This window comes from Halorubellus sp. JP-L1 (genome assembly GCF_011440375.1).
Taxonomy (GTDB): Archaea; Halobacteriota; Halobacteria; order Halobacteriales; family Natrialbaceae; genus Halorubellus.
Window position 1 is genome coordinate 1,425,535 of the sequence record NZ_JAAOIR010000001.1, and the last position, 20,106, is coordinate 1,445,640.

General features: G+C 70.6%; 18 protein-coding genes. 11 read left to right on the top strand and 7 right to left on the bottom strand.

The window, feature by feature from the left end; translation table 11 throughout:
* Positions 1 to 9 precede the first annotated feature (9 nt).
* Both G9C85_RS07195 and G9C85_RS07200 read right to left on the bottom strand, forming a co-directional pair.
* Complete coding sequence (locus tag G9C85_RS07195; protein WP_166038345.1) at positions 10 to 672, bottom strand: ArsR family transcriptional regulator; 663 nt, start codon at positions 670 to 672, stop codon at positions 10 to 12.
* A 60-nt stretch (positions 673 to 732) separates the two neighbouring features.
* The gene (locus G9C85_RS07200) at positions 733 to 1,671 is read right to left on the bottom strand and encodes a hypothetical protein (protein WP_166038347.1); all 939 of its coding nucleotides are present in this window, start codon (positions 1,669 to 1,671) and stop codon (positions 733 to 735) included.
* A gap of 289 nt (positions 1,672 to 1,960) precedes the next feature.
* On the opposite strand from G9C85_RS07200, the gene G9C85_RS07205 reads away from it, so the two are divergent.
* Positions 1,961 to 2,386 carry a DUF5802 family protein gene (locus G9C85_RS07205; protein WP_166038349.1) on the top strand — a complete coding sequence of 142 codons (426 nt, stop codon included), beginning with the start codon at positions 1,961 to 1,963 and terminating at the stop codon, positions 2,384 to 2,386.
* 105 nt (positions 2,387 to 2,491) lie between these two features.
* Positions 2,492 to 3,388, top strand: coding sequence for a Vms1/Ankzf1 family peptidyl-tRNA hydrolase (locus G9C85_RS07210; protein ID WP_166038351.1), 897 nt, complete (start codon positions 2,492 to 2,494; stop codon positions 3,386 to 3,388).
* A 25-nt stretch (positions 3,389 to 3,413) separates the two neighbouring features.
* Here the strand turns inward: G9C85_RS07210 and G9C85_RS07215 are convergent, their stop codons facing one another.
* Positions 3,414 to 5,189, bottom strand: a complete 1,776-nt coding sequence (locus tag G9C85_RS07215) for a histidine kinase N-terminal 7TM domain-containing protein (protein WP_166038353.1) — start codon at positions 5,187 to 5,189, stop codon at positions 3,414 to 3,416.
* A gap of 198 nt (positions 5,190 to 5,387) precedes the next feature.
* Here G9C85_RS07215 and G9C85_RS07220 point away from each other — a divergent pair, with 198 nt between their 5' ends.
* Positions 5,388 to 6,407, top strand: coding sequence for a DUF1611 domain-containing protein (locus G9C85_RS07220; protein ID WP_166038355.1), 1,020 nt, complete (start codon positions 5,388 to 5,390; stop codon positions 6,405 to 6,407).
* Complete coding sequence (locus tag G9C85_RS07225) at positions 6,404 to 7,507, top strand: dipeptide epimerase (RefSeq protein ID WP_166038357.1); 1,104 nt, start codon at positions 6,404 to 6,406, stop codon at positions 7,505 to 7,507. The genes G9C85_RS07220 and G9C85_RS07225 overlap by 4 nt, the downstream gene beginning before the upstream one ends.
* A gap of 9 nt (positions 7,508 to 7,516) precedes the next feature.
* Here G9C85_RS07225 and G9C85_RS07230 read toward each other — a convergent pair whose 3' ends face one another.
* The 3 genes from G9C85_RS07230 to G9C85_RS07240 form a co-directional block, all read right to left on the bottom strand.
* On the bottom strand, positions 7,517 to 9,706 hold the full coding sequence (locus G9C85_RS07230) for a threonyl-tRNA synthetase editing domain-containing protein (protein ID WP_166038359.1): 2,190 nt from the start codon (positions 9,704 to 9,706) through the stop codon (positions 7,517 to 7,519).
* Between the two features lie 47 nt (positions 9,707 to 9,753).
* A complete protein-coding gene (locus G9C85_RS07235; RefSeq protein WP_166038361.1) occupies positions 9,754 to 10,821 on the bottom strand; it encodes a hypothetical protein in 1,068 nt (355 codons plus the stop codon).
* Positions 10,822 to 10,974: 153 nt separating this feature from the next.
* Positions 10,975 to 11,817: a PspA/IM30 family protein gene (locus G9C85_RS07240; protein WP_166038363.1), complete on the bottom strand. Its 843-nt coding sequence runs from the start codon at positions 11,815 to 11,817 to the stop codon at positions 10,975 to 10,977.
* A 179-nt stretch (positions 11,818 to 11,996) separates the two neighbouring features.
* Between G9C85_RS07240 and G9C85_RS07245 the strand changes: the two genes are divergently transcribed.
* The gene (locus tag G9C85_RS07245; RefSeq protein ID WP_166038365.1) at positions 11,997 to 12,638 is read left to right on the top strand and encodes a dienelactone hydrolase family protein; all 642 of its coding nucleotides are present in this window, start codon (positions 11,997 to 11,999) and stop codon (positions 12,636 to 12,638) included.
* Positions 12,639 to 12,695: 57 nt separating this feature from the next.
* A complete protein-coding gene (locus G9C85_RS07250) occupies positions 12,696 to 12,926 on the top strand; it encodes a hypothetical protein (protein WP_166038367.1) in 231 nt (76 codons plus the stop codon).
* Between the two features lie 52 nt (positions 12,927 to 12,978).
* On the opposite strand, the gene G9C85_RS07255 is transcribed toward G9C85_RS07250, so the two are convergent.
* Positions 12,979 to 13,800, bottom strand: a complete 822-nt coding sequence (locus tag G9C85_RS07255) for a succinylglutamate desuccinylase/aspartoacylase family protein (RefSeq protein ID WP_166038369.1) — start codon at positions 13,798 to 13,800, stop codon at positions 12,979 to 12,981.
* 160 nt (positions 13,801 to 13,960) lie between these two features.
* On the opposite strand from G9C85_RS07255, the gene G9C85_RS07260 reads away from it, so the two are divergent.
* From G9C85_RS07260 to G9C85_RS07280, 5 genes are all read left to right on the top strand, one after another.
* The gene (locus G9C85_RS07260; protein WP_166038371.1) at positions 13,961 to 15,604 is read left to right on the top strand and encodes an ABC transporter substrate-binding protein; all 1,644 of its coding nucleotides are present in this window, start codon (positions 13,961 to 13,963) and stop codon (positions 15,602 to 15,604) included.
* A gap of 6 nt (positions 15,605 to 15,610) precedes the next feature.
* A complete protein-coding gene (locus tag G9C85_RS07265; protein ID WP_166038373.1) occupies positions 15,611 to 16,609 on the top strand; it encodes an ABC transporter permease in 999 nt (332 codons plus the stop codon).
* Between the two features lie 63 nt (positions 16,610 to 16,672).
* Entirely contained in the window at positions 16,673 to 17,740 is a 1,068-nt protein-coding gene (locus tag G9C85_RS07270; protein ID WP_166038976.1) for an ABC transporter permease, read from the top strand.
* Positions 17,737 to 19,008, top strand: a complete 1,272-nt coding sequence (locus G9C85_RS07275; RefSeq protein ID WP_166038376.1) for an ABC transporter ATP-binding protein — start codon at positions 17,737 to 17,739, stop codon at positions 19,006 to 19,008. The genes G9C85_RS07270 and G9C85_RS07275 overlap by 4 nt, the downstream gene beginning before the upstream one ends.
* Entirely contained in the window at positions 19,001 to 20,074 is a 1,074-nt protein-coding gene (locus G9C85_RS07280) for an ABC transporter ATP-binding protein (RefSeq protein WP_166038378.1), read from the top strand. Before G9C85_RS07275 ends, G9C85_RS07280 begins: the two co-directional genes overlap by 8 nt.
* Positions 20,075 to 20,106 lie beyond the last annotated feature (32 nt).

Sequence of the window (20,106 nt, forward strand, 5' to 3'; positions counted from 1 at the left end):
CGTCGTCGCTTACTCGTCGGTCGCGAGCGTCCAGCCGTCGGACTCGTGCGTGACGAGGCCGTTCTCCTGGAGGTCCACCAAAACTTCCTCGACCATCCCCGGCGGCGCGTCCACGGCGTTCGCGAGCTCGACGACGCTCCGGGGCTCTTGCTTGACCGCCGAGAGGACGTCCGCGTACATCCCCGAATCCTGGCCCGCGCCCACGGCTTCCGTGATGCGCTCCAGGACGTCCGTCATCCGGCCCTGCACGTACCGCTGCGCGAGCGAGAGCTCGTTCTCGAGTTCCTCGAGACGCGCGAGGTCGCCGAGGAGTTCGTCCGTGTCGTGGTCGTCGTCCGCGTCCTGGATCTCGAGCGTGAGGTGCGAGCACCGGTTCAAGTTCAGGGACTTCGACGCCGGGTACGCGCTCTTCGTCGCGAACCCGTACGGCGAGACGTTCACCTCCAATCGGAGGTTCCGCGCGATGTGGAAGTACTTCCGGCGCTGGTCGTCGGTGTGACTCTCGATGAGGCCCGCGGCCTCGAGCTTCCGGAGGTGCTCGATGACCGCCTTCGGGGAGACGCCGAGGTACTCGCTGATCTCCGTGACGTAACACGGTTTCCGGGCGAGCAGGCGGAGGATCCGCCGTCGGTTCTCGTTCCCGAGGAGGTCCAGGAGGGCCGCAGAGTCCATTCGGTTGTAGGTTGACGGCGAGTGCGTAAAAGAATGTCTGCTGTCGATTCGCGCGTCGCGTCAGCGCCCGCCCGCGATTCCGCCGGTGGAGACCGAGGCCTGCCGGGTCGCGTCCGTGGACGCCGTCAGGTCGCTGCCGCTATCGGGGCCGCCGCCGTTCCCGCCGTTTCCGCCAGTACCCGGTCCGCCGTCGCCACCGCTCCCGCTCCCGTCACCACCGCCGGTGCCGTTCCCCACCGTCGGCCCCTGAACGGTGTCGTTCCCGGGGTTCTCGACGGGCGTCCCGTTCGCGGTCCCGTTCGAGCCGGTCCCCGAGCCCGCTCCCGGCCCGCCGTTGCCGCGCGTGGAGTCGTTCGCTTCGGCGCCGCGGTCGCCTGGCGGCCCGCCGTTGCCCTTGCCGGGGACGCCGTCGGGCGGCCCGCGGACGCCGACGCTGAGGTTCCGTGCGACGGCCGCGACCTCGGGCCCGGTGAGGTTCCGCGCGTTCCCGCGGAGCGTCTCGAGCTTCGTCGCGTTCACGCCAGCGGTGGTGGCGCGAGTGCTCGTGGCGTTGATCGCGTCCTGGAGCGCGCCGATGCGGGCAGCGAGCGCGCTCATTCGGGCGGTGTACGCGACGTCACTCAGCTGTCCCTTCTTCGCGAGCAAGCGCTCCTTCTGGCCCTGGAGGGCCTGGATGCGGTTCTCGAGGGCGTTCGCCCGAGCGTTCACGAGCGACTCCGCGGAGGCGTTGCTCTGGTTCCACTCGGCGGCGAACATCCCCTCGTCGACGGAGGCGTTCGCGTCCGACGCGCTCGCCTGCATGAACGCGGAGACCTCCGCGCCCATGCTGGCGTTCGTTCCGTTCGGCTCCGTCGCTGCTGGGTCGGCGTCGCCGTCGGCGCTGCCGACGGTCGACGCTCGCTCGGGGCTGGCCGCCGGGCCGAGCGGGCCGGCGGCGGCGACCGAGACGGCGCCGACGACTGCGACCAGCGCGAGGAAGACGGCGAGGGTCGTTCTCATCAGTTCGTGGAAGGACAGCCACCCCCTAAAAGGAGGTCGTTCGTTTCGGACCGTTCACGTCGATTTCGCCGCCTTCCCGGGACCGTTTACGAGCGTTCACCTCGTTCCCGGCCGGCGATTCGGGTCGTTACAGGGCGCGATGTGAAGATGGAGACGACGCGGGCGTTCGCGGTCGGAGTCGTCCGTCCGCGATCGTAGCCCGGCGTTCGCGTGGTGACCGCGTCCGAGGTTCGGTGCTCGAACCCCCCGGAAGGCTTTTGGTAACAAGTATCATGGATAGGCGTGGAGGATGTTCGAGAAGTTCTCACGCGGCTACTACCTCGGGCGGTTGTACGTCACGCCGTCCCCCGAGGAGCGTGCGCTCATCGAGCGCACGACGCACGACCGAGTCAGCGAGCAACTGTACGCGGCCGAGTCCGACGCGGCCACACCGGACTCGCTCGTCATGAAGCTCGACACCGCGCACTTCCCCGTCCACGGCGACGACGGCGTCCCGACGGAGACGCTCGCGGTACCCGCGGAACTACTCGACTCGCTCGACGTGTCGAACCCGCCGACGCTCACGGAGGTGTTCCTCGCGAAGGCCGACCGCGCCGAACAGCTCCTCCAGTTCGCGCGACCACCCGGCGACGACGACGCGACGGACGATACCGGCCCGTTCGGTCCGGGCGGCCCACGGGGCCCGCGCGGACCGGGCGGCCCGACCGGAACCTGACGGCCGAACCCGCAGCCGGACCGGACGGGAACCGGCGCGGCCTCGGCCGCTCGCGCTCGGGAGCTCCCGGAACGGTGAAGGGACCGCGGGTCGGCGTGGTACGTGATGCTCGACGAGTTGCTCGGTCGCGCCGCGCTCAAGGACCGAATCGAGGAGGTAGAGGACGAGAAGCGACGGCTCCGCGAGCAACTCGAGGCCGAACAGCGCCGGCGCTCGGAGGCCGCGAGCGCGCGCCAGGACGCCGAGGAGCGCGTGAACCGCCTCGAGGACAAGATCGCGCAACTCGAGGGCGAACTCGAGCGCGAACGCGACGCCGCGGCCGCCGAGTCGCTGTCGTTCCGGCGCGTCGAGTCCCTCCGCGGCGGCCGGTTGGACGCGATCCTCGACCGACTGCGGAGCGTGGACGCGGGCGCGGAGGGCGCGCTGTCGGCGTACGTCGCAGACGGCGACGTCCCCGACGCCGTCCGGGAGGCGTTCGGCGACCGGAGCGCGCTCGTGCGTCGCGCGGCGCCGTGTCTCGCGTACGTCGACGACGCCGGCCTCGTGAGCGCGACGCTGTCGGTGCCCGCGCCCCCGGAGCCGTTCTGCGAGTGGCGCGAGACGTTCCGCGTCGACGACGAATGGTGCAAGCCGACCGGCCGGTTCGCGTTCGCGCTCGTCCGCGCCGGCGTGTTCGCCGTCGGCGAGTACGACGGCCGCGACCGCACGAGCTACCGCGGGTTCGCGAGCGACGTCAAAGGCGACCACTCGAAGGGCGGGTTCTCCCAGGGCCGGTTCGAGCGCCGGCGCGACGCCCAGATCGACGAGCACCTCGAAGACTGCGAGGCCGCGCTCCGCGACCGCGACCCCGACCGGCTCTACGTCGCCGGCGACGCCCGTCTCGTCGACGCGCTCGACGTCGACGCGACCGCGACCGCCGCCGTCGACGCGAGCGGCGACCCCGAGGACGCACTCGACGAAGCGTTCCACGAGTTCTTCACCGCGACGCTCCGCACGGTCTGAATCGACGCGACAGTCGCTTGCCCGCTCACAGCGTGCCGTCGTCGCCGCGCCAGCGTTCGGTCTCCGCGTCCGGGTCGCGGCGCTTGCCGGCGATGGGGAGGCCGAGCGTGACGGTGGTGCCGTCGTCGACGGTCACGTCCACGTCGCCGCCGAGGCGTTCGACGCCCCACGCGACGATCCAGAGCCCGAGGCCGCTGCCGTGCTCGAGCGCGGACTCCTCGTCCTGCTGGAGCGCGCGGAGTTCGACCTCGGGGATGCCGGGGCCGTCGTCGGCGACGACGAGCTCCACGATCGAGTCCTCGACGGTCCCGGTGATGGTGACGGTGCGGCCGGGGGCGTCGTCTCGCTCGGAGCCGTCGTCGCTCGTGGTCCCGCCCTCGCGCCGCTCTCGATAGCCGTGCTCGATTGCATTTTCGACGAGGTTCGAGACGACGGCGTACACGACGGTGCCGCGGGCGACGGCGACGTCCGGGACGTCCACGTCGAACGTCACGTCGGGGTTCTCGTGGCCCATCGTGTCGACGAGGTCGTCGACGAGCGCCGCGAGCGACCGCGCTTCGGCGTCCTCGGTCGCCATGATGGTCTCGACCGTCCGCGCCTTGTGCGAGAGGTCGACGAGTTCGTCGCCGACGTCCGCGATCTCGGTCGCGATGGCGGCGTCGTCGCCGTCGAGGCGGGCGGCGAGTTCGCGAGCGCGACCGGTGACGACGTTCATGTCGTTCCGGAGGTTGTGCCGGAGGACGCGGTTGAGGACGGCGAGACGTTCCTCGCGGCGCTCGGTTTCCGTGACGTCCCGGAGCACGAACACGCGCCCGACCTCGTGGTCGTGCTGGTCGACGACCGGGGACTGCTCGATCGCGTACCGGCGCGTGCCGGCGGCGTTCCAGACCTGTGCGTTCTGGTCGAACGTCCCGTCGACGAGCGCGGACTCGTCGACGACGTCCTGGACGAGTTCGCCGAGCGCGGCGTTCGGGTCGACGTCGAGGACGCGGCCGGCGACGGGGTTGCACTCGACGATGCGGTTCCGGTCGTCGACGACGACGACGCCGTCGCGCAGACTCCTCGTGACGACGTGCTGGCCGAACCGGCGCGTCGACGGCGCGTTCTCGAGGAAGTCGTACCGGAACATCGCGTTCCCGAACGCGACGGCGGACACGGCGAGCGCGTACGGCGTGACGTTCAGGCCGCGGATGGGCGTCACGTCCACCATCGAGAACAGCGAGACGACGATCGGGGTGGCGACGCCGACGAGGAGCGCGAGCGTCTGGTCGCGGTAGAGGTGGCCGGCGGTGAGGCCGAATCGGACGATGACGGCGGCGCCCGCGAACGTGACGGCGAACAGGTAGAGGCTGAGTGCGATCGTGGCGGGGCCGAGATTGTGGTCGACGAGGTAGAGGTCGCCGGACTCGACGAACTCGTAGGACGACCAGACGAGCGTTCCGGGGTCGAAGAAGAGGACGGCGACGAACGCGACCGACGGGACGGTGAGTGCGGCGACGCGTCGAGGCGTGAGTTCCGCGCCGTACCCCGCGTACTCGAGAGCGAACGTCAGCCAGAACACGGGGACGATTGCGGCGTACACCCAGTGCATACGTTCGAGGAACAAGCGCATGCTCTGGGATTCGACGACGAGCCCGACCGCGGTCGTCGCGGACCACAGCGAGAGGAGGACGCAGAGTGCGCCGAAGGGGAACGCGGCGGGCCGGTCGCGGTACCGGATCGCTGCGACGCCGAGCGCCAGCGTGGCCGCCGTCGCGAGGACGAGGCCGAGGACGTACGGCGACGCGAGGACGGCGAGCATTGGACAGGAATCCCATTCGCTTGCTGTAAATATAAAGCCTCTTGCGGACTCGTCTGTCGATTCGTGCGCGCAGCCGGCAGTGGTCTGGTCGACGGCGATAGCCACCGGCCGACAGTTCGATTTCCTGTCACGTCGCCGCAAGGGTGTCCCTGCAGCGTTCCGGCAAGGTTCAAGCGACGGGGTGCCGACTGGAGTGGTATGAAGGCGGTCATCCTCGCGCACGAGCAGTTCCCCGACAGGGCGAAGACGGCACTCGGCGTGCTCCGGTACGGCGACCACGACGTCGTCGCCGTCCTGGACCGCGACCGAGCCGGCGACCGCGTCGCCGACCACGTCAGGGACGTGCAGGACGCGCCGGTCGTGGCGTCGATGGCGGACGCGCCGGACGCGGACGTCCTGATAATCGGCATCGCACCGATCGGCGGCGGGTTCGAGGAATCCTGGCGACCGGACGTCCGCGCGGCGCTCGAGAGCGGCATGGACGTCGTCTCCGGCCTCCACCACTTCCTCGCCGACGACGACGAGTTCGTGGCGCTCGCCGCCGAACACGGCGGCGAGATCGACGACGTCCGACGACCACCCGCGGACCTCGGCGTCGCGGATGGCGTGGCGAGCGACGTCACAGCCGAGGTCGTCCTCACCGTCGGCACGGACTGCTCGGTCGGGAAGATGACCGTCACCGAGGAACTCGCACGCGCCGCGCGCGACCGCGGCGTGGACGCGGCGGTCGTCCCGACCGGCCAGACGGGCATCATGATCGAGGGCTGGGGGACGTGCGTCGACCGCGTCGTCAGCGACTTCACCGCCGGTGCGGTCGAGGACATGATCCTCGAGGTCGGCGACGACCACGACGTCCTGTTCGTCGAGGGCCAGGGCTCAATCGCGCATCCCGCGTACTCCGCGGTCACGTGCGGCATCCTCCACGGCGCGCAGCCGGACTCGCTCGTGCTCTGTCACGCCGCCGGCCGCGACCGCGTCCACGGCTACGAGGAGTACGCCCTCCCCGACCCGGAGACGTACGTCGACCTCTACGAGTCCCTCGCCGCGCCCGTCCACGAGGCGAGCGTCGTCGCGGGCGCACTCAACACGGTGAACGTGGACGGCGACGGCGACGCACGCGGCGCGGTCGCGGACTACGAGACCGCGCTCGACGCCCCCGCGGGCGACCTCGTTCGGTTCGCCGACGACCGCGAGCGCGTCCTGGAGGCGGTCCTGTGACCCTCCAACTGGACTGGGAGCGCGTCGACCTCCCGCTCGCGGACACGTTCACCATCTCCCGCGGCTCCACGGACGTCGCGGAGAACGTCGTCGTCCGCGCCAGCGTCGACGATGCCGACCACACCGACGGTTCCGACGGACGTGGCGGCGGTAGCGGTGCTGGCGGCGCTGGCGCGGCCGGCGCGGTCGGCGTGGGCGCGGCCGCGCCGTCGCGACACTACGGGGAGACGGCGGCGACGGTCGAAGCGGTGCTGCCCGACCTCGAGGCCGCGATCGCGGACGTCGACCCGTTCCAGACCCGCGCGGTCGAGGCGGCGTGCCGGACGGCGGTCGGCGGGAACCCGGCGGCGCGGGCCGCGGTCTCCATCGCGGTCCACGACTTCGTCGCGAAGCGCCTCGACGTCCCACTCTACCGGTACCTGGGCCTCGACCCCGAGGCGGCGCCGAACACGTCGTTCACCATCGGCCTCGACACCACCGAGCGCATCCGGGAGAAGGCCGCGGCGGCCGCTGACGCTGGCTACGGAATCCTGAAGGTCAAACTCGGCGGCGGGCGCGACCGCGCAGTCGTCGACGCGGTCCGCGAGGGCGCGCCGGACGCCGTCCTCCGCGTGGACGCGAACGAGGCGTGGAGCGCAAAGGAAGCCGTCCGCAAGACCGAGTGGCTCGCCGGCCACGACGCGGCCGTCGAGTTCGTCGAACAACCGGTTCCGGCGAGCGACCCCGAGGGACTCCGGTACGTCTACGAGCGGTCGCCGCTCCCGATCGCGGTCGACGAGTCCTGCATCGACCCCACTGACGTCCCGCAGGTCGCGGACCGCGCGGACATAGTGACGTGCAAGCTGATGAAGTGCGGGGGCGTGCAGGCCGCTCGCGACCTGTTCGCCGCCGCTCGCGCGCACGAGATGGAGACGATGCTCGGGTGCATGGTCGAGTCAAGCGCCGCCATCGCCGCGGGCGCACACCTCGCGCCGCTGTGCGACCACGTCGACCTCGACGGCTCGCTCCTCCTCGCGGACGACCCCTACGACGGCCCCGTCCAGGCCGGCGGCGCAATCGCACTCGGCGAGGAACCGGGCACCGGCGCGGGACGGAACTGACCGGCGCTCTCAATCGACGTCGAAACGCGGGCGACGAGCGAGCCGTCGAGCGAGCGGACGCGGACGCCGCGGACGGTCCGCGGTCTCGGCATCGACGGCCGCGTCGATTGCCTCCGGCACCGCGTCGACTGCCTCCCGCACCGCGTCCCGGACCGCGTCGACCGCCTCGGCGATCTCCTCGACGGACCGCGCTCGCGTGCGGCCAGTCGCGGCGTCAGTCACGGGCAGTTCTGCGCCCGCGCGTTCGTCGTCGCCGACGACGACGTAGCGGGGGACGCGCTCGCGCTCGACGGCGGCGATGCGCGCACCGACCGATAGTTCGCGGTCGTCGACGTCGACCCGCACGCCCGCCGCCGAGAGCGCGTCGGCGGCGTCGGCGGCGCGCGCGACGTGGTCGTCGGCGACCGGGACGAGCCGGAGCTGCGTGGCCGCGAGCCAATCCGGGAGCGGCGTCGCCGGCACCTCGGTGGGGTCTACCGCGCCGCGCCCGGCTCCGTCGGCGGCTTCCGCCGCGGCGACGGCGGGCGCGTCGAGTATCGCGGCGAGCGTCGCGTCGAGCGCGCCGGCGGGCGATGCGTGGACGACGCTCGGCACCGGGTCGTCGTCCTCCTCGAAGTGCGCGACGCCGTCGTCGTCGAGGCGGACGGTGCCAGTCGGGAGCGCGCCGCCGTCGGCCGTCGGCGCGAGGACGTCGACGCGGACGGGCCACGCGGTCGGGCCGCCGTCGACGACGCCGACGAGCACCGGCGCGTCGAGCGCGCGTCCGAGGTCGTCGAGCCAGCCCGCGTTCGCGGTCGCGAACGCGGGCGTAACGCGGACGACGGCGAGAGCGTCGAGGCCGCAGTCCGCCGCGAGCGCGAGCGAGCGGCCAGCGTGTTCGACGACCGCGTCGCGGGCAGCGGCGTCCACGGCGTCCGCCGCGTTCGCGTCCGCTGGACCGTCCGCATCGTTCGCACCGTCAGGGGCGAACGCCTCGTGGACCGTCGGTGCACGCGATCCAGCGGCCAGTGCGTCGACGCCGTCCGCATCACCCTGACCGTCCCTGCCATAGACGTTCTCCACCCACTCGTTCGCGAGCGCCGCGGGTGCGTCGGGCGTCGAGAGTGCGAGCGGGTACGCGTCGGCGGGGACGTCGGCGGCGGCGAGCGTCGCGAGCGCGGTCGCCGCGTCGCGGTCGGAGAGCAGGACGCGGCGGTCGCCAGCGGGGACCCCACGACTGCGAGTACCGAGCGTCGCGGCGTACCCGCGGACGCCGTCGTCGGCGAGGTCGAGCGCGCGCGGGCCGCCGACGGGCATCGTCGCGTCCGCGGTGGTCGACCCGAGGTCGGCGACGGCGTCGGCGAGCGCGTCCCGCAGGAACGCGCCGACCGGCCGACGCGTCGCCGCAGCATCGAGCGGGTCGCGGTCCGCGACGGCGAGCGCGCGCGCCCGGTCCCCGCGGTCCGGCGGCGCGTCGCCTCCCGACGACGCCAGCGCCGGCCCCGGCGACTCGAGGTCGTCGACGACGGCGCGCACGACGCGCTCCGCGCCCGGCGAGAGGGCGAGGAGGTCGTCGCCGCTCGAGCCGTCGTCGTCCGAGCCCTCTTCGCCCGAGCCCTCGTCGTCGTCGAGGACGCGAGCCGGGTCGCGTCCGTCGCCGCCCGAGCCGACGAGTCGCCAGTCGGTCGACGGCGGCTCCGCAGCGTCCCCCGGCCCGACCGACCGCACGGTCGTCGCGAACGGGTGCGCCTTCGTCTCCACCTCGAGACGCGCCCGCCACCCGAACGGCGACGCCCGCACGTCGAACGCCTCGTCGCCGAGCGCGTCCACGAACGCCCCGAACACCGGGGCCGCCGACGCCGGCGCCGCCGCCCGCGGACTCGCCGCCGCATCCGGGTACAGGAGCACGTCGTCGACCCGCAACCGCTCGGCGACCTCGCGGACCGCGTCCGCAGCCGCCACCACCACGCCCCCCACGTCGGTCCCGTCGCCCGACTCCACCGCCACGAACGCCACGAGCCCGTCCGTCACCTCCAGCGCGGCCGGACCGTCGCCGTCCACCCCGTCCGCACCCGACAGCGCCCGCTCCGTCGGCTCGACAGTCGCCTCGTCCGCCGACAGCGCCCGCTCCGTCGGCTCGACAGTCGCCTCGTCCGCCGACAGCGCCCGCTCCGTCGGGGTAGCAGTCGCCTCGTCGACGTGCACGAACACCAGTCGCATACCTCGAATTGCGGCCGGCGCGACAAAAGCGACGCGAGCGCGCGCCGCTACTCGGGTGCGTCCTCGAACTCGAACTCCGCCGACCGGTTCGTCTCCCGGAGGACGAACGGCCCGATCGCGAGCGTGCGCTTCGTGACCGTCGCGATGCGGAGGATGTACGACACCAGTAACGCGAACGGGAACACCGACACCGCCGACGCCGCCGCGACCAGGGTTACACCCGTCGACACGCCGAGTGCCTCACCGGCGACGAAGGAGGCGCCCGACTCGAAGAACACGATCATCGACGCCGCCGTCACGAGCGCCGGCACCGCCGCGTACAGGATCGTCCGCGACAGGTTCACGAGCTCCCACTGGAAGTACAGCGTCTTGAAGTGCTCGCGAGCCGGCGCGAACAACCCCAGCGCCCGCTCCAGGTCGTCGAACGCCGCCTCGACGTCGTCCGTGCACTCCTCGGCGTACTCCACCCGGAACCGTCGCGCGGCGTATATCTTCCGCGAATAGTCGTAGTCCAGCGCCGCGGACAGGACGTCGAACGTCCCGAACTCCGCGTCCTCGAGGTCGGACGCGACCGCGTTCGCGTTCTCCGTCACCGACGACGCGTACTCGGAGACGGCGTCGTCGAACGCCGCGCTCGCGTTCGCGTCCTCGACCGCCGCGACGAGCGCGTCCGCCCGGTCCGCGGACGCCTCGACGAGCGCGCGCAGGAACGCCGACGGCTCCGTCGGCGCCACCGCCGGCTCCAGGACCTCTTCCGCGTCCCGGCGGAACGACAGCGCGCCCTCCATGCGCTCGCGCTGGTCGCCGACCGCACCCAGCTCCTGCGAGAGCACGAGCTGGTTCAACGTCACGACGAGCGTCACGCCCGTAATGATCGCGCCGACGAACGCCTGGAACAGCGTCTCCACGGGGTCGCCCGTCCGCAAGAACCCGACGGAGTCGACGCCCGGGACGGCGTCGACCGCCAGCATGCTCGCGAACACGAACGCCGCGATCACGACCGCGACCACCAGTCGGTCCGCGGCCACGAGCAGCCAGAGCTTCGCCGAACTCACCGCCGCCCGCTCGCGCATCGAGTCCTCGTCGCCGCCCGACGCGTCGCTGCCCTCGCTCATGCATCATGCTTCGATGCCCGCCGTGAAAACAGTACGTCCGAACCATCGACAGCGAGCCAGTTCCGTCCGCGCCGATCGAATCCTGCTGATCGATTCGCGCCGATCGAATCGCGCCGATCGGGTCGTGCCGATCGGGTCGTGCCGCTCAGTCAGCTACTGCTCTTCGTCCTGTAGCTCCTCTAGCTCCGCCTCGACCTCGCTGTCCTCGACGTCGGTCGCGGCATCGCCGCCGTCGGCCGCCTCCGTCTCCACGTCCGCGCTCTCGGTCTCCGTATCGGCATCCGTCTCCGCGGGCTCGCTCTTCCCCATCTCGGCCTTGAGCGTGTCCAGTTCGGCGTCCACGCTCGAGTCCGTCGACATCTTGTCGAGCTCGCGGTCGATCGAGTCCTTGTCGCTGAGGACGTCGTCGAACGCGCCCGAGTCGTGGAGTTCGTCCATCGCCGCGGCGCGGGCCTCCATGTCGTTCGTGCGCTCCTCGGCGCGCTCGATCGAGCGACCGACGTCCTCCATCTCGTCGCCCGCACCCGTCATCGCTTCGCTGACGCGCGCGCTCGCTTCGGCGGCCTCGTAGCGCGCCTTCATCGACTCCTTCTTCGTCTTGAACTCCTCGATGCGCTGCTGCAAGGTCTCCTTCTTCTCGACGAGCTGGTCCTGCGTGTTCTGTAAGTCCTGGATCTGCGCTTCGAGCTCCTCGATCTGGTTCATCTTCGACTTCTTCTTCTCGAGGGCCTTGCGCGCGAGGTCCTCGCGGTCCTGGCTGACCGCCTCCCGCGCCTGCTCGTTGTGCTTCTCGACGTTCTCCTCGAGTCGCTTCTTCTGCATCTCCAGGCGCTTCTTCTGGGTCGTCAGGTCCGCGATGCCCTTCTTGACCTGCTGGAGCTGGTCACGCATCTGCTCGTAGGAGTAGTCGAGCGTCTCCCCAGGGTCCTCCGCTCGATTGAGGATCGAGTTCAGCTTCGAGCGGATGACGTACGATGCCCGCGACAGGATTCCCATACCAAGTTCCTAGCATCCAGCGCCTTAAAAGCGTCAGGTTTCGAATGGGTAGGAGTTGGTCACAAAGCACCAGCACGATACACGTTAGCACGAATTGGAGGGCTGCAGGTGGCGGTGAGTCGTGCGTCCACGGGCGACCCCCGGGACGTTGAAGGGACGACCCGCCCTACGTCTTGCACATGACCGAGAGCGATGCCGTCCTCGTCCCGGGCGCCCGGGACGTCCGCGCCAGCCTCGACGCGACAGCGAGCGGCGACGACGCGCGCGCCGACGCCGACGCGACCGCGTGCGTCGTCGCCTGCCCACCGCACCCACAGATGGGGGGCGTTCGGAGCGACCGTCGACTCACCGCCACCAGCGACGCGCTCACCGACGCGGGCGTCGACTGCCTCCGGTTCGACTACGGCGACTGGGACGACGGCCGCGGCGAACGCGAGGACGCCCGGAACGCCCTCCGCTGGGCGACCGACCGCTACGACGCCGTCGGCGTCTACGGCTACAGCTTCGGCGGCGCGATCGCCATCCTCGCCGCCGCCAGCGTCGAGGTCCCAGTCCACGCCTGCGCCGTGCTCGCACCAGCGAGCCGCCTGAACGAGGAATTAGACGCCGCCGCGGCCGTCGACGACCTCCCCTGCCCGCTCCAGGTCGGCTACGGCGAACGCGACGAGACCGCCGACTCGACGCCCGTCGTCGAGGCCGCCGAACGCTGCCAGCAGCGAGTGATCGCGTACGCCTCCGACCACCACTTCGTCGGCCAGCACCAGCAGGCCGGCCGCGACGCCGCCGACTTCCTCGGCACGCACCTCGGCGTCGGCGAGTAGCGAGACCACGGGGTCCGACCGCAACGACCACAAGCCCCGGTCGCGAACCCCGAACCGATGCCGTCGACCACCACCACGGCGTCTGCCGAACTCGGCTGGACCGCGATCTACGTCGGCGTCGTCGTCGCCGGCGCGAGCCCCATCCTCGCCGGCGGCGCCCCGACGCAGGGCTGTTATCCCGACTGCGTCGGCACGGTCGAACCGACGCTCGCCGTCGCCGGCCTCGCGCTGCTCGTCGTCGGCGTCGCGCTCGCCGGCGTCGCTCGCCTCCGCGCCGGTCGCGAGTAGTCCACGTCCGCCCCGGAGAGCGGCTGTCGGGCCGGTTCTACCGCAGTCGGTTCTACCGCAGTCGGTCGTCGTCCGGGAGCGACGAGAGCGGGCCGAGTCGGCGAGCGCGGAAGCCGACGCTCGCCTCGTACCCGTCGGTCGACATCAGGACCGGGTAGAACGGTTCGTCGGCGACGAGTTCCTCGTCGCCGCGACGGGCGAACGCCGTCCCGGCCGGCACCTCGTGGAAGTTCTCCCCGAGGAACTCGTACCCCCTCCCGTCGACGCGATCAAACACTTCGAAGACGGTCGGATCGACGGTGCCAGCGCGCTCGCCCGCGAGCTCTCCGTCTCCCACCGCAGTCAGGCCGGCGGCTGCGAGCACGTTCCGCAGCACTCGCTCGGCGGTGTCGACGGCGGCCTCGCTCCCCTTCCGACCGCACTCGACCGCGACGCCGTCGACGTGGGACGCCAGCCCGCCGGCTTCGGTCCGGACGTCGACGGCGCGGTCGAGCCCCGTCCACTCGAGCAGTCGGCGCGTCCGGGGCGTGAGTCGCTGGTAGAGCGCGAACGGCTCGGCCGTCGAGACGGTCGAGTGGAGGTCGAGCACGGGGAGTCCGTCGACGACCTCGAGGAGTCGGCTCGCGAGCCGCGCCTCGTGCGCGTCCGCGTCCGGGTCGCCGGGGTACGCGCGATTCAGGTCCACGTCCACGAAGCGCTCGCCGGCGTCGCGCGCTCGCTCGTTCGCCACCACGAACAGGACCGCTCCCGAGAGCCGGAGGGACTCGTCCGCGAGCAATCGCTCCATCGCCCGCTCGCCGCACGGTTCGTCGCCGTGCTGGCCGACGACGACGGCCAGCTCCGGTCGGCCTTCCCCGAGCACGTGCGTTCGCATCGACGGAACTCCAGGCCCCCACACCATAATCCCTTCTGCCAGACGCGCACCGACCGACAGTTTCGGGATGGACGATCGAACCGACTTCGGGCTCGAAATCGAAGCAGAACCGGGTCGTCCTACGAATGGTTTTATATGCTCATATTAACTACTACGGACCATGCTAGAGGATAGTCCTGACAGACGCGGGTTCCTGAAGTACGCGGGCGCTGCGACGGCGGCATCGCTCGCCGGCTGCATGGGCGGCGACGAGACGACCGAGACCGACGCCGGCGACGGCGACGACACCGACGGCGGCGACGGCACCGACGGCGGCGACGATACCGAGACCACCGACGACGGCGAGACGGAAGTGGGCGAGTTCGAGGTCACCATCACCCAGGGGAACATGCCCTCTGGACTCGACCCCCACGACCACCGCGAGACGCCGACTGACGTCGTGATGCTCCACGCCTACGAGGGCCTCATCACGCGCGACGCGGCGGGATCGACGCAGGCCGCGCTCGCGACCGACTGGTCGCGCGTCGAGGGCGAGAACGCCGCGGAGTTCCAGCTCCGCGAAGACGTCACGTTCCACAACGGCGATACGTTCGTCGCCGAGGACGCGGCGTACAGCATCAACCGCATCGTCGACGAAGACGTCGGGTTCGCGAGCCCGCAGCGCGACCAGCTCGCGGGCGTCAGCGGCGCGAGCGCCGTCGACGAGACGACGGTCCGCGTCGAACTCGACGGACTCAACCCGATCGTGTTCTCCGAGTTCGCGACGTACTGCGACATCGTGCAGAAGTCGTGGGTCGAGGACCGCTCGAAGTCCGAGATCGGCCAGGAGATGAACGGCACCGGCCCGTTCCAGCTCGACTCCTACACGCAGGACGAGGAGGTCGTCTTCACGCGCTACGACGACTACTGGGACGACCCCGCGGAGGTGTCCGAACTCACGTTCCGTAGCGCCACGGAGTCCAGCACGCGCGTCAACCAGATGCTCCAGGGCGAGACCGACATCATCGTCAACGTCCCGCCCCAGGAGGTCAACCGCATCAACAACAGCGACGCGGGCAGCGTCTCCGCCGCGCCGAGTACGCGCATCCTCTACAACGGGATGCGGTACGACGTGGAGCCGTTCTCCTCGAAGCAGTTCCGGCAAGCGATGAACTACGCGGTCGACCTGGAGAGCATCGTCTCGAACGTCCTCGGCGGGTTCGGCGCGCAGACCGGCCAGCCGACGCTCCCGGAGTTCGTCGGCCACAACGACGACGTCGACCCCTATCCCTACGACCCCGACGAGGCCGAGCGCCTCGTCGAGGAGTCCGGACACGCCGGCGTCGAGATCGAACTGAACACGCCCGTCGGCCGGTACCTGAAGGACCTCGAGATCGCGCAGGCGGTCGCGGGCTACATCGACGAACTCCCGAACGTCTCCGCCTCCGTCAACCAGCGGGACTTCGGGTCGCTGACCGACGAGCTCCTGACCGGGAACATCGAGGACAAGCCGCCGTGGTACCTCATCGGGTGGGGCGAGGCGACGTTCGAGGGGGCGCTCGTCATGACCGCGCTCCTCTCGACGAACGGCGCGCTGACGTCCTGGAGCAACGACGAGTTCGACTCGCTGCTCGAGACGGCCGCGAACAGCACGGGCGACGAACGCGTCTCCGCGCTGGAGGACGCGAACGCGCTCGCGAACGAGGAAGCACCGTGGATCTTCCTCAACCAGCAGTACAGCGTCTACGGCGTCAGTAACCGCGTCGAGTGGGAGCCTCGCTCGGACGAGCGCATCGACGCGTACGCGATGAGTCCCGCCGAGTAACGCCAGATGTCCCTCGCTCGGTTCCTGGCGAAGCGACTCCTCCAGGGCGCGTTCGTCGTCTGGGGCGTCGTGACCATCGTCTTCGGGCTGCGCGTCATCGCACCGGGCGATCCGGCGAACGTCCTGTTGCCACCGGACGTCGATCCCGAGGTCCGCCGGCAGGTCGTCGCGGAACTCGGACTGGATCAGCCGCTGCACGTCCAGTACTGGAAGTTCATCACGGGCGTCCCGACCGGAGACCTGGGAACGTCGTTGACGACCGGTACCGAGGTCACTGCGCGCGTCGCCCGGAGCATCCCGGCGACGCTCGAGCTCGCGATCGCCGCGACGGTCGTCGCGGTCGTCATCGCCATCCCGCTCGGGGTCGTCAGTGCGACGAACAGGCACACCGCTCCCGACTACGGGGCGACGCTGTTCTCGCTCGCCGGCATCAGCACGCCGAACTTCTGGCTCGGCGTCATGCTCATCATCGTGCTCTCTGTCCAGTTGAACCTGTTCCCGACGAGCCAGCGCGCCATCGGTATCCCCGCCATCTTCGACCTCGTGGCGTCCATGCAGTTCGCGGCCGCCCTCGAGGGACTCAGGACGTGGCTGTGGTACATCACGCTCCCGGCGATCACGCTCGGGACGTACTTCACGGCGCTCATCACGCGACTGACGCGGAGCGGGATGCTCGACGAACTCGGGAAGACGTACGTCCGGGCGTCGCGAGCGAAGGGCCTCCCGGAGTCGCTCGTGCGTTACAGGCACGTCCTCCGGAACACCCTCATCCCGATCATCACCGTCGTCGGCCTCCAGCTCGGGACGCTCATCGGCGGTGCGGTCATCACTGAGTTCGTCTTCGACTGGCCGGGACTGGGGCAGGTCCTCATCAGTAGCATCAACTCGCGCGACTGGCCGATGGTGCAGGGGTCGCTCATCGTCATCTCCATCGGATTCGTCGTGGTGAACATCGTCGTCGACACGCTGTACACGTACGTGAACCCGCGGGTGGGATTCGACTGAATGATCTCCGAACTACTCTCGTGGCTGGCCGCCAGGTTCCCCCTGGGGAGCATCAACCGTGGGCTGGTCTCGCCACGCACGCTCAGAAGCCTGCGGCGCGGATTGGATCGGAACGTCCTCGCGAAGATCGGCATCGTCGTCGTGGTCGTCGTGCTGCTCGTGGCGGTGTTCGCGCCACTGATCGCGCCGCACAAGCCGGGGACGCAGAACCTGGACAACGCTCGCTCGCCGCCGCTGGGCTTCACGAAGGCGACGACCGAGGAGGTGCCGGTCCAGGACAACGGGAGCGTCGTCTTCGAGGACGGCGAGATCGTCACTGAGAACCAGACCGTGTACGAGAACGCGACGACGACGCACCCGCTCGGGACCGACGGGAACGGTCGCGACATCCTCTCGCGACTCGTCTACGGCGCCCGGGTGTCGCTGCTCGTCGGCTTCCTCGGAACGGGCCTGGCGATGCTCGTCGGCGTCAGCGTCGGCCTCGTCGCCGGCTACTACCGCGGGACGGTCGACGACGTCCTGATGCGGAGCGCGGACGTGATGCTCGCGTTCCCCTCGATCGTCCTCGCGATCGCGCTCATCGGCGTGCTCGGGGACGCGCTCGAGCGGTCCATCCCGGACCCGTTCGTCCAGAGCGGCCTGTCCGAGGCGTTCCGGTCTGCGGTCGGACTCCCGACGGGGATGCCCGAGAGCACCGTCGTTCCGGGGACGATCATCGTCGTCGTCGCACTCGTCAACTGGGTGTGGTTCGCGCGCGTCGCACGCGGCGAAGCCCTGAACCTGCGCGAGCAGTCGTACGTCAAGGCCGCGCGAGCACTCGGGGCGAACGACGGGACGATACTGCTCCGGCACGTCCTCCCGAACGCCATCACGCCCATCCTCGTCCTCGGCACGATCCAGATCGCCGCGATCATCCTGCTGGAGAGCGCGCTCTCCTTCCTCGGGTTCTCGTCGGCGAACGTCTCCTGGGGCTTCGACATCGCGCTCGGCCGCCAGTACCAGTCGACCGCGTGGTGGATCGCGGCGATGCCGGGACTGGCGATCGTCGTCACGGTCGTCGGCCTGAACCTCGTCGGTGACTGGCTCCGGGACGCCCTCGACCCCGGTATCGAGGGGGAGGGAGGGGTATGACCCGCGAACCCGACCGCGAGACCGCTCGCGGGCAGGGCCGCGAACCCGCCCAGGAAGCCGGCCGGGAGCCTGCGCGCAAGGCCGACCGCCTCCGCGTCGAGGACCTCAGCACGCGGTTCTTCACCGAGGAGGGCCAGGTCAACGCCGTCGAGTCGGTGTCCTTCGACGTGCGCGAGGACGAGATTCTCGGCATCGTCGGCGAGTCCGGGTCGGGCAAGTCCGTGACGGCGCTGTCGACCATCGACCTCGTCGACTCGCCGGGACGGATCACGGACGGCGAGGTGTGGTTCCGCGAGCCCGACCTCGCCGAGGAGTTCCGCGAGAAGACGCCGGCGGCGGTCGACGGCGACTTCGTCGACCTCAGGCGACTCCCGAAAGGCGTCCGGCGGTCGCTCCGCGGCCCGAAGTTCAGCATGATCTTCCAGGATCCGATGAGTAGCTTCAATCCGTCGCTGACCGTCGGCGAGCAGATCGCCGAGGCCGTCGAGGTGCAGCGTCGGGCCTCGGCGAACCCGCGGAGCACGCGCTCGCGGACGCAGGGGTACGGGCTCGGGAACCTCATCGTCGACACGCTCGTCCCGGGACGCGAGTACACGAGTCCCGAGAGCAAGGCGCGCGCAATCGAACTGCTCGAGCAGGTCGGCATCCCCGACCCCGTCGAGCGCGCCGACGAGTACCCCCATCAGTTCTCGGGCGGGATGCTCCAGCGCGCGATGGTCGCGCAGGCGCTCGCCGGCGAACCCGACGTGCTGTTCGCCGACGAGCCCACGACGGCGCTGGACGTCACCATCCAGGCCCAGATACTGGATCTGCTCCGGGACATCCAGCAGGATCGAGGGATGAGCGTCGTACTCATCACGCACGACCTCGGCGTCATCGCTCGCATGTGCGACCGCGTCGCCGTGATGTACGCCGGCGAGGTCGTCGAACGCGGCTCGCTCGAGGACGTCTTCGAGGCCCCAACGCATCCGTACACGCAGGGGTTGCTCGGGTCGATCCCGGACGTGGAGGACCCGGCACCGCGACTCCAGCCGATCGAGGGGAACGTCCCGAACCTCAACGCCGAGGAGATGGGCGACCGCTGCTACTTCGCCGACCGCTGTCCGAAGGCGATGGAGGCCTGCCTCGAGCACCCCGCGGAACGACCCGTCGACGGCGACCCCGACCACACCGCTCGCTGCGTGCTCGCCGACGGCGAGTACGACCCCGCGACCGCGCTCGACGACGACCACTTCGAGGAAGCGGAGGAGGTGCAAGCCGATGACTGACCGACCACTCGTGGCGGTCGAGGACCTGGAGAAGCACTACTACGAGAACGACACCCTGATCGACCGCGTGCTCGGGCGGGAACCGACCGCGGTGCGGGCGGTCGACGGCGTGAGCTTCGACGTGGAGCGCGGCGAGACGCTCGGGCTCGTCGGCGAATCCGGCTGCGGGAAGTCGACGACGAGCGAGACGCTCCTCGGGCTCCGGGAGGCGACCGGTGGCTCAGTTCGCTTCGACGGCGACGACGTCTTCGAGATGACTACGGACGAACGCAAGGCGTTCCGGCAGCAGGCCCAGATCGTCTTTCAGGACCCGTTCTCGAGCCTCGACCCGCGGATGACCGTCGGCGAGATCGTCACCGAGGGCCTCAGAATTCACGGACTCGCCGGGAGCGCTGAGCGCGAGTCGCGTGCGAGGGAGTTGCTCGAGCGCGTCGGACTGTCCGCGCGACAGGTCGACCGCTACCCCCACGAGTTCTCCGGCGGGCAGCGCCAGCGCGTCGGGATCGCTCGCGCGCTCGCGCTCGACCCCGAGTTCGTCGTCCTCGACGAACCGGTGTCGGCGCTGGACGTGAGCGTGCAGGCACAGGTGCTGAACCTCCTCGAGGACCTCCAGGACGAGTTCGGCCTCACGTACCTGTTCGTCGCACACGACCTGAGCGTCGTCCGGCACATCTCCGACCGCGTCGCCGTGATGTACCTCGGGAAGATAGTCGAGACCGGGCCGGTCGACGAGATCTTCGAAGACCCCCAGCACCCCTACACGCAGGCGCTCCTGGACAGCGTCCCCAGAGCGTCGGTCGAAGAGTACGGTCGCCGCGGCGGTCGACTGGAGGGCGACGTCCCCTCGCCGCGGAACCCGCCGACCGGCTGTCGGTTCCACACGCGCTGCCCGCACGCCAGGGAGGCCTGCAAGCGCGAGCTCCCGCCGGACTACGACGTCGGCGCCGACCACGAGGCGGCGTGCTTCCGCGCGGACGCGACCCACGAGTACTGGGACAGCGACCCGCTCGAGCACGCCGGCGACGCGGAGGACTCGATGGGCGGCGGCGTCGCGGACGACGACTGACCGCGCCGCAACGACCGCGGCTCGCGGTCCCG

Coding starts and splice junctions, on each gene's coding strand:
- G9C85_RS07195 (WP_166038345.1), bottom strand. CDS start 672: ATGGACTCTGCGGCCCTCCTGGACCTCCTCGGGAACGAGAACCGACGG.
- G9C85_RS07200 (WP_166038347.1), bottom strand. CDS start 1,671: ATGAGAACGACCCTCGCCGTCTTCCTCGCGCTGGTCGCAGTCGTCGGC.
- G9C85_RS07205 (WP_166038349.1), top strand. CDS start 1,961: ATGTTCGAGAAGTTCTCACGCGGCTACTACCTCGGGCGGTTGTACGTC.
- G9C85_RS07210 (WP_166038351.1), top strand. CDS start 2,492: ATGCTCGACGAGTTGCTCGGTCGCGCCGCGCTCAAGGACCGAATCGAG.
- G9C85_RS07215 (WP_166038353.1), bottom strand. CDS start 5,189: ATGCTCGCCGTCCTCGCGTCGCCGTACGTCCTCGGCCTCGTCCTCGCG.
- G9C85_RS07220 (WP_166038355.1), top strand. CDS start 5,388: ATGAAGGCGGTCATCCTCGCGCACGAGCAGTTCCCCGACAGGGCGAAG.
- G9C85_RS07230 (WP_166038359.1), bottom strand. CDS start 9,706: ATGCGACTGGTGTTCGTGCACGTCGACGAGGCGACTGCTACCCCGACG.
- G9C85_RS07235 (WP_166038361.1), bottom strand. CDS start 10,821: ATGAGCGAGGGCAGCGACGCGTCGGGCGGCGACGAGGACTCGATGCGC.
- G9C85_RS07240 (WP_166038363.1), bottom strand. CDS start 11,817: ATGGGAATCCTGTCGCGGGCATCGTACGTCATCCGCTCGAAGCTGAAC.
- G9C85_RS07245 (WP_166038365.1), top strand. CDS start 11,997: ATGACCGAGAGCGATGCCGTCCTCGTCCCGGGCGCCCGGGACGTCCGC.
- G9C85_RS07250 (WP_166038367.1), top strand. CDS start 12,696: ATGCCGTCGACCACCACCACGGCGTCTGCCGAACTCGGCTGGACCGCG.
- G9C85_RS07255 (WP_166038369.1), bottom strand. CDS start 13,800: ATGCGAACGCACGTGCTCGGGGAAGGCCGACCGGAGCTGGCCGTCGTC.
- G9C85_RS07260 (WP_166038371.1), top strand. CDS start 13,961: ATGCTAGAGGATAGTCCTGACAGACGCGGGTTCCTGAAGTACGCGGGC.
- G9C85_RS07265 (WP_166038373.1), top strand. CDS start 15,611: ATGTCCCTCGCTCGGTTCCTGGCGAAGCGACTCCTCCAGGGCGCGTTC.
- G9C85_RS07275 (WP_166038376.1), top strand. CDS start 17,737: ATGACCCGCGAACCCGACCGCGAGACCGCTCGCGGGCAGGGCCGCGAA.
- G9C85_RS07280 (WP_166038378.1), top strand. CDS start 19,001: ATGACTGACCGACCACTCGTGGCGGTCGAGGACCTGGAGAAGCACTAC.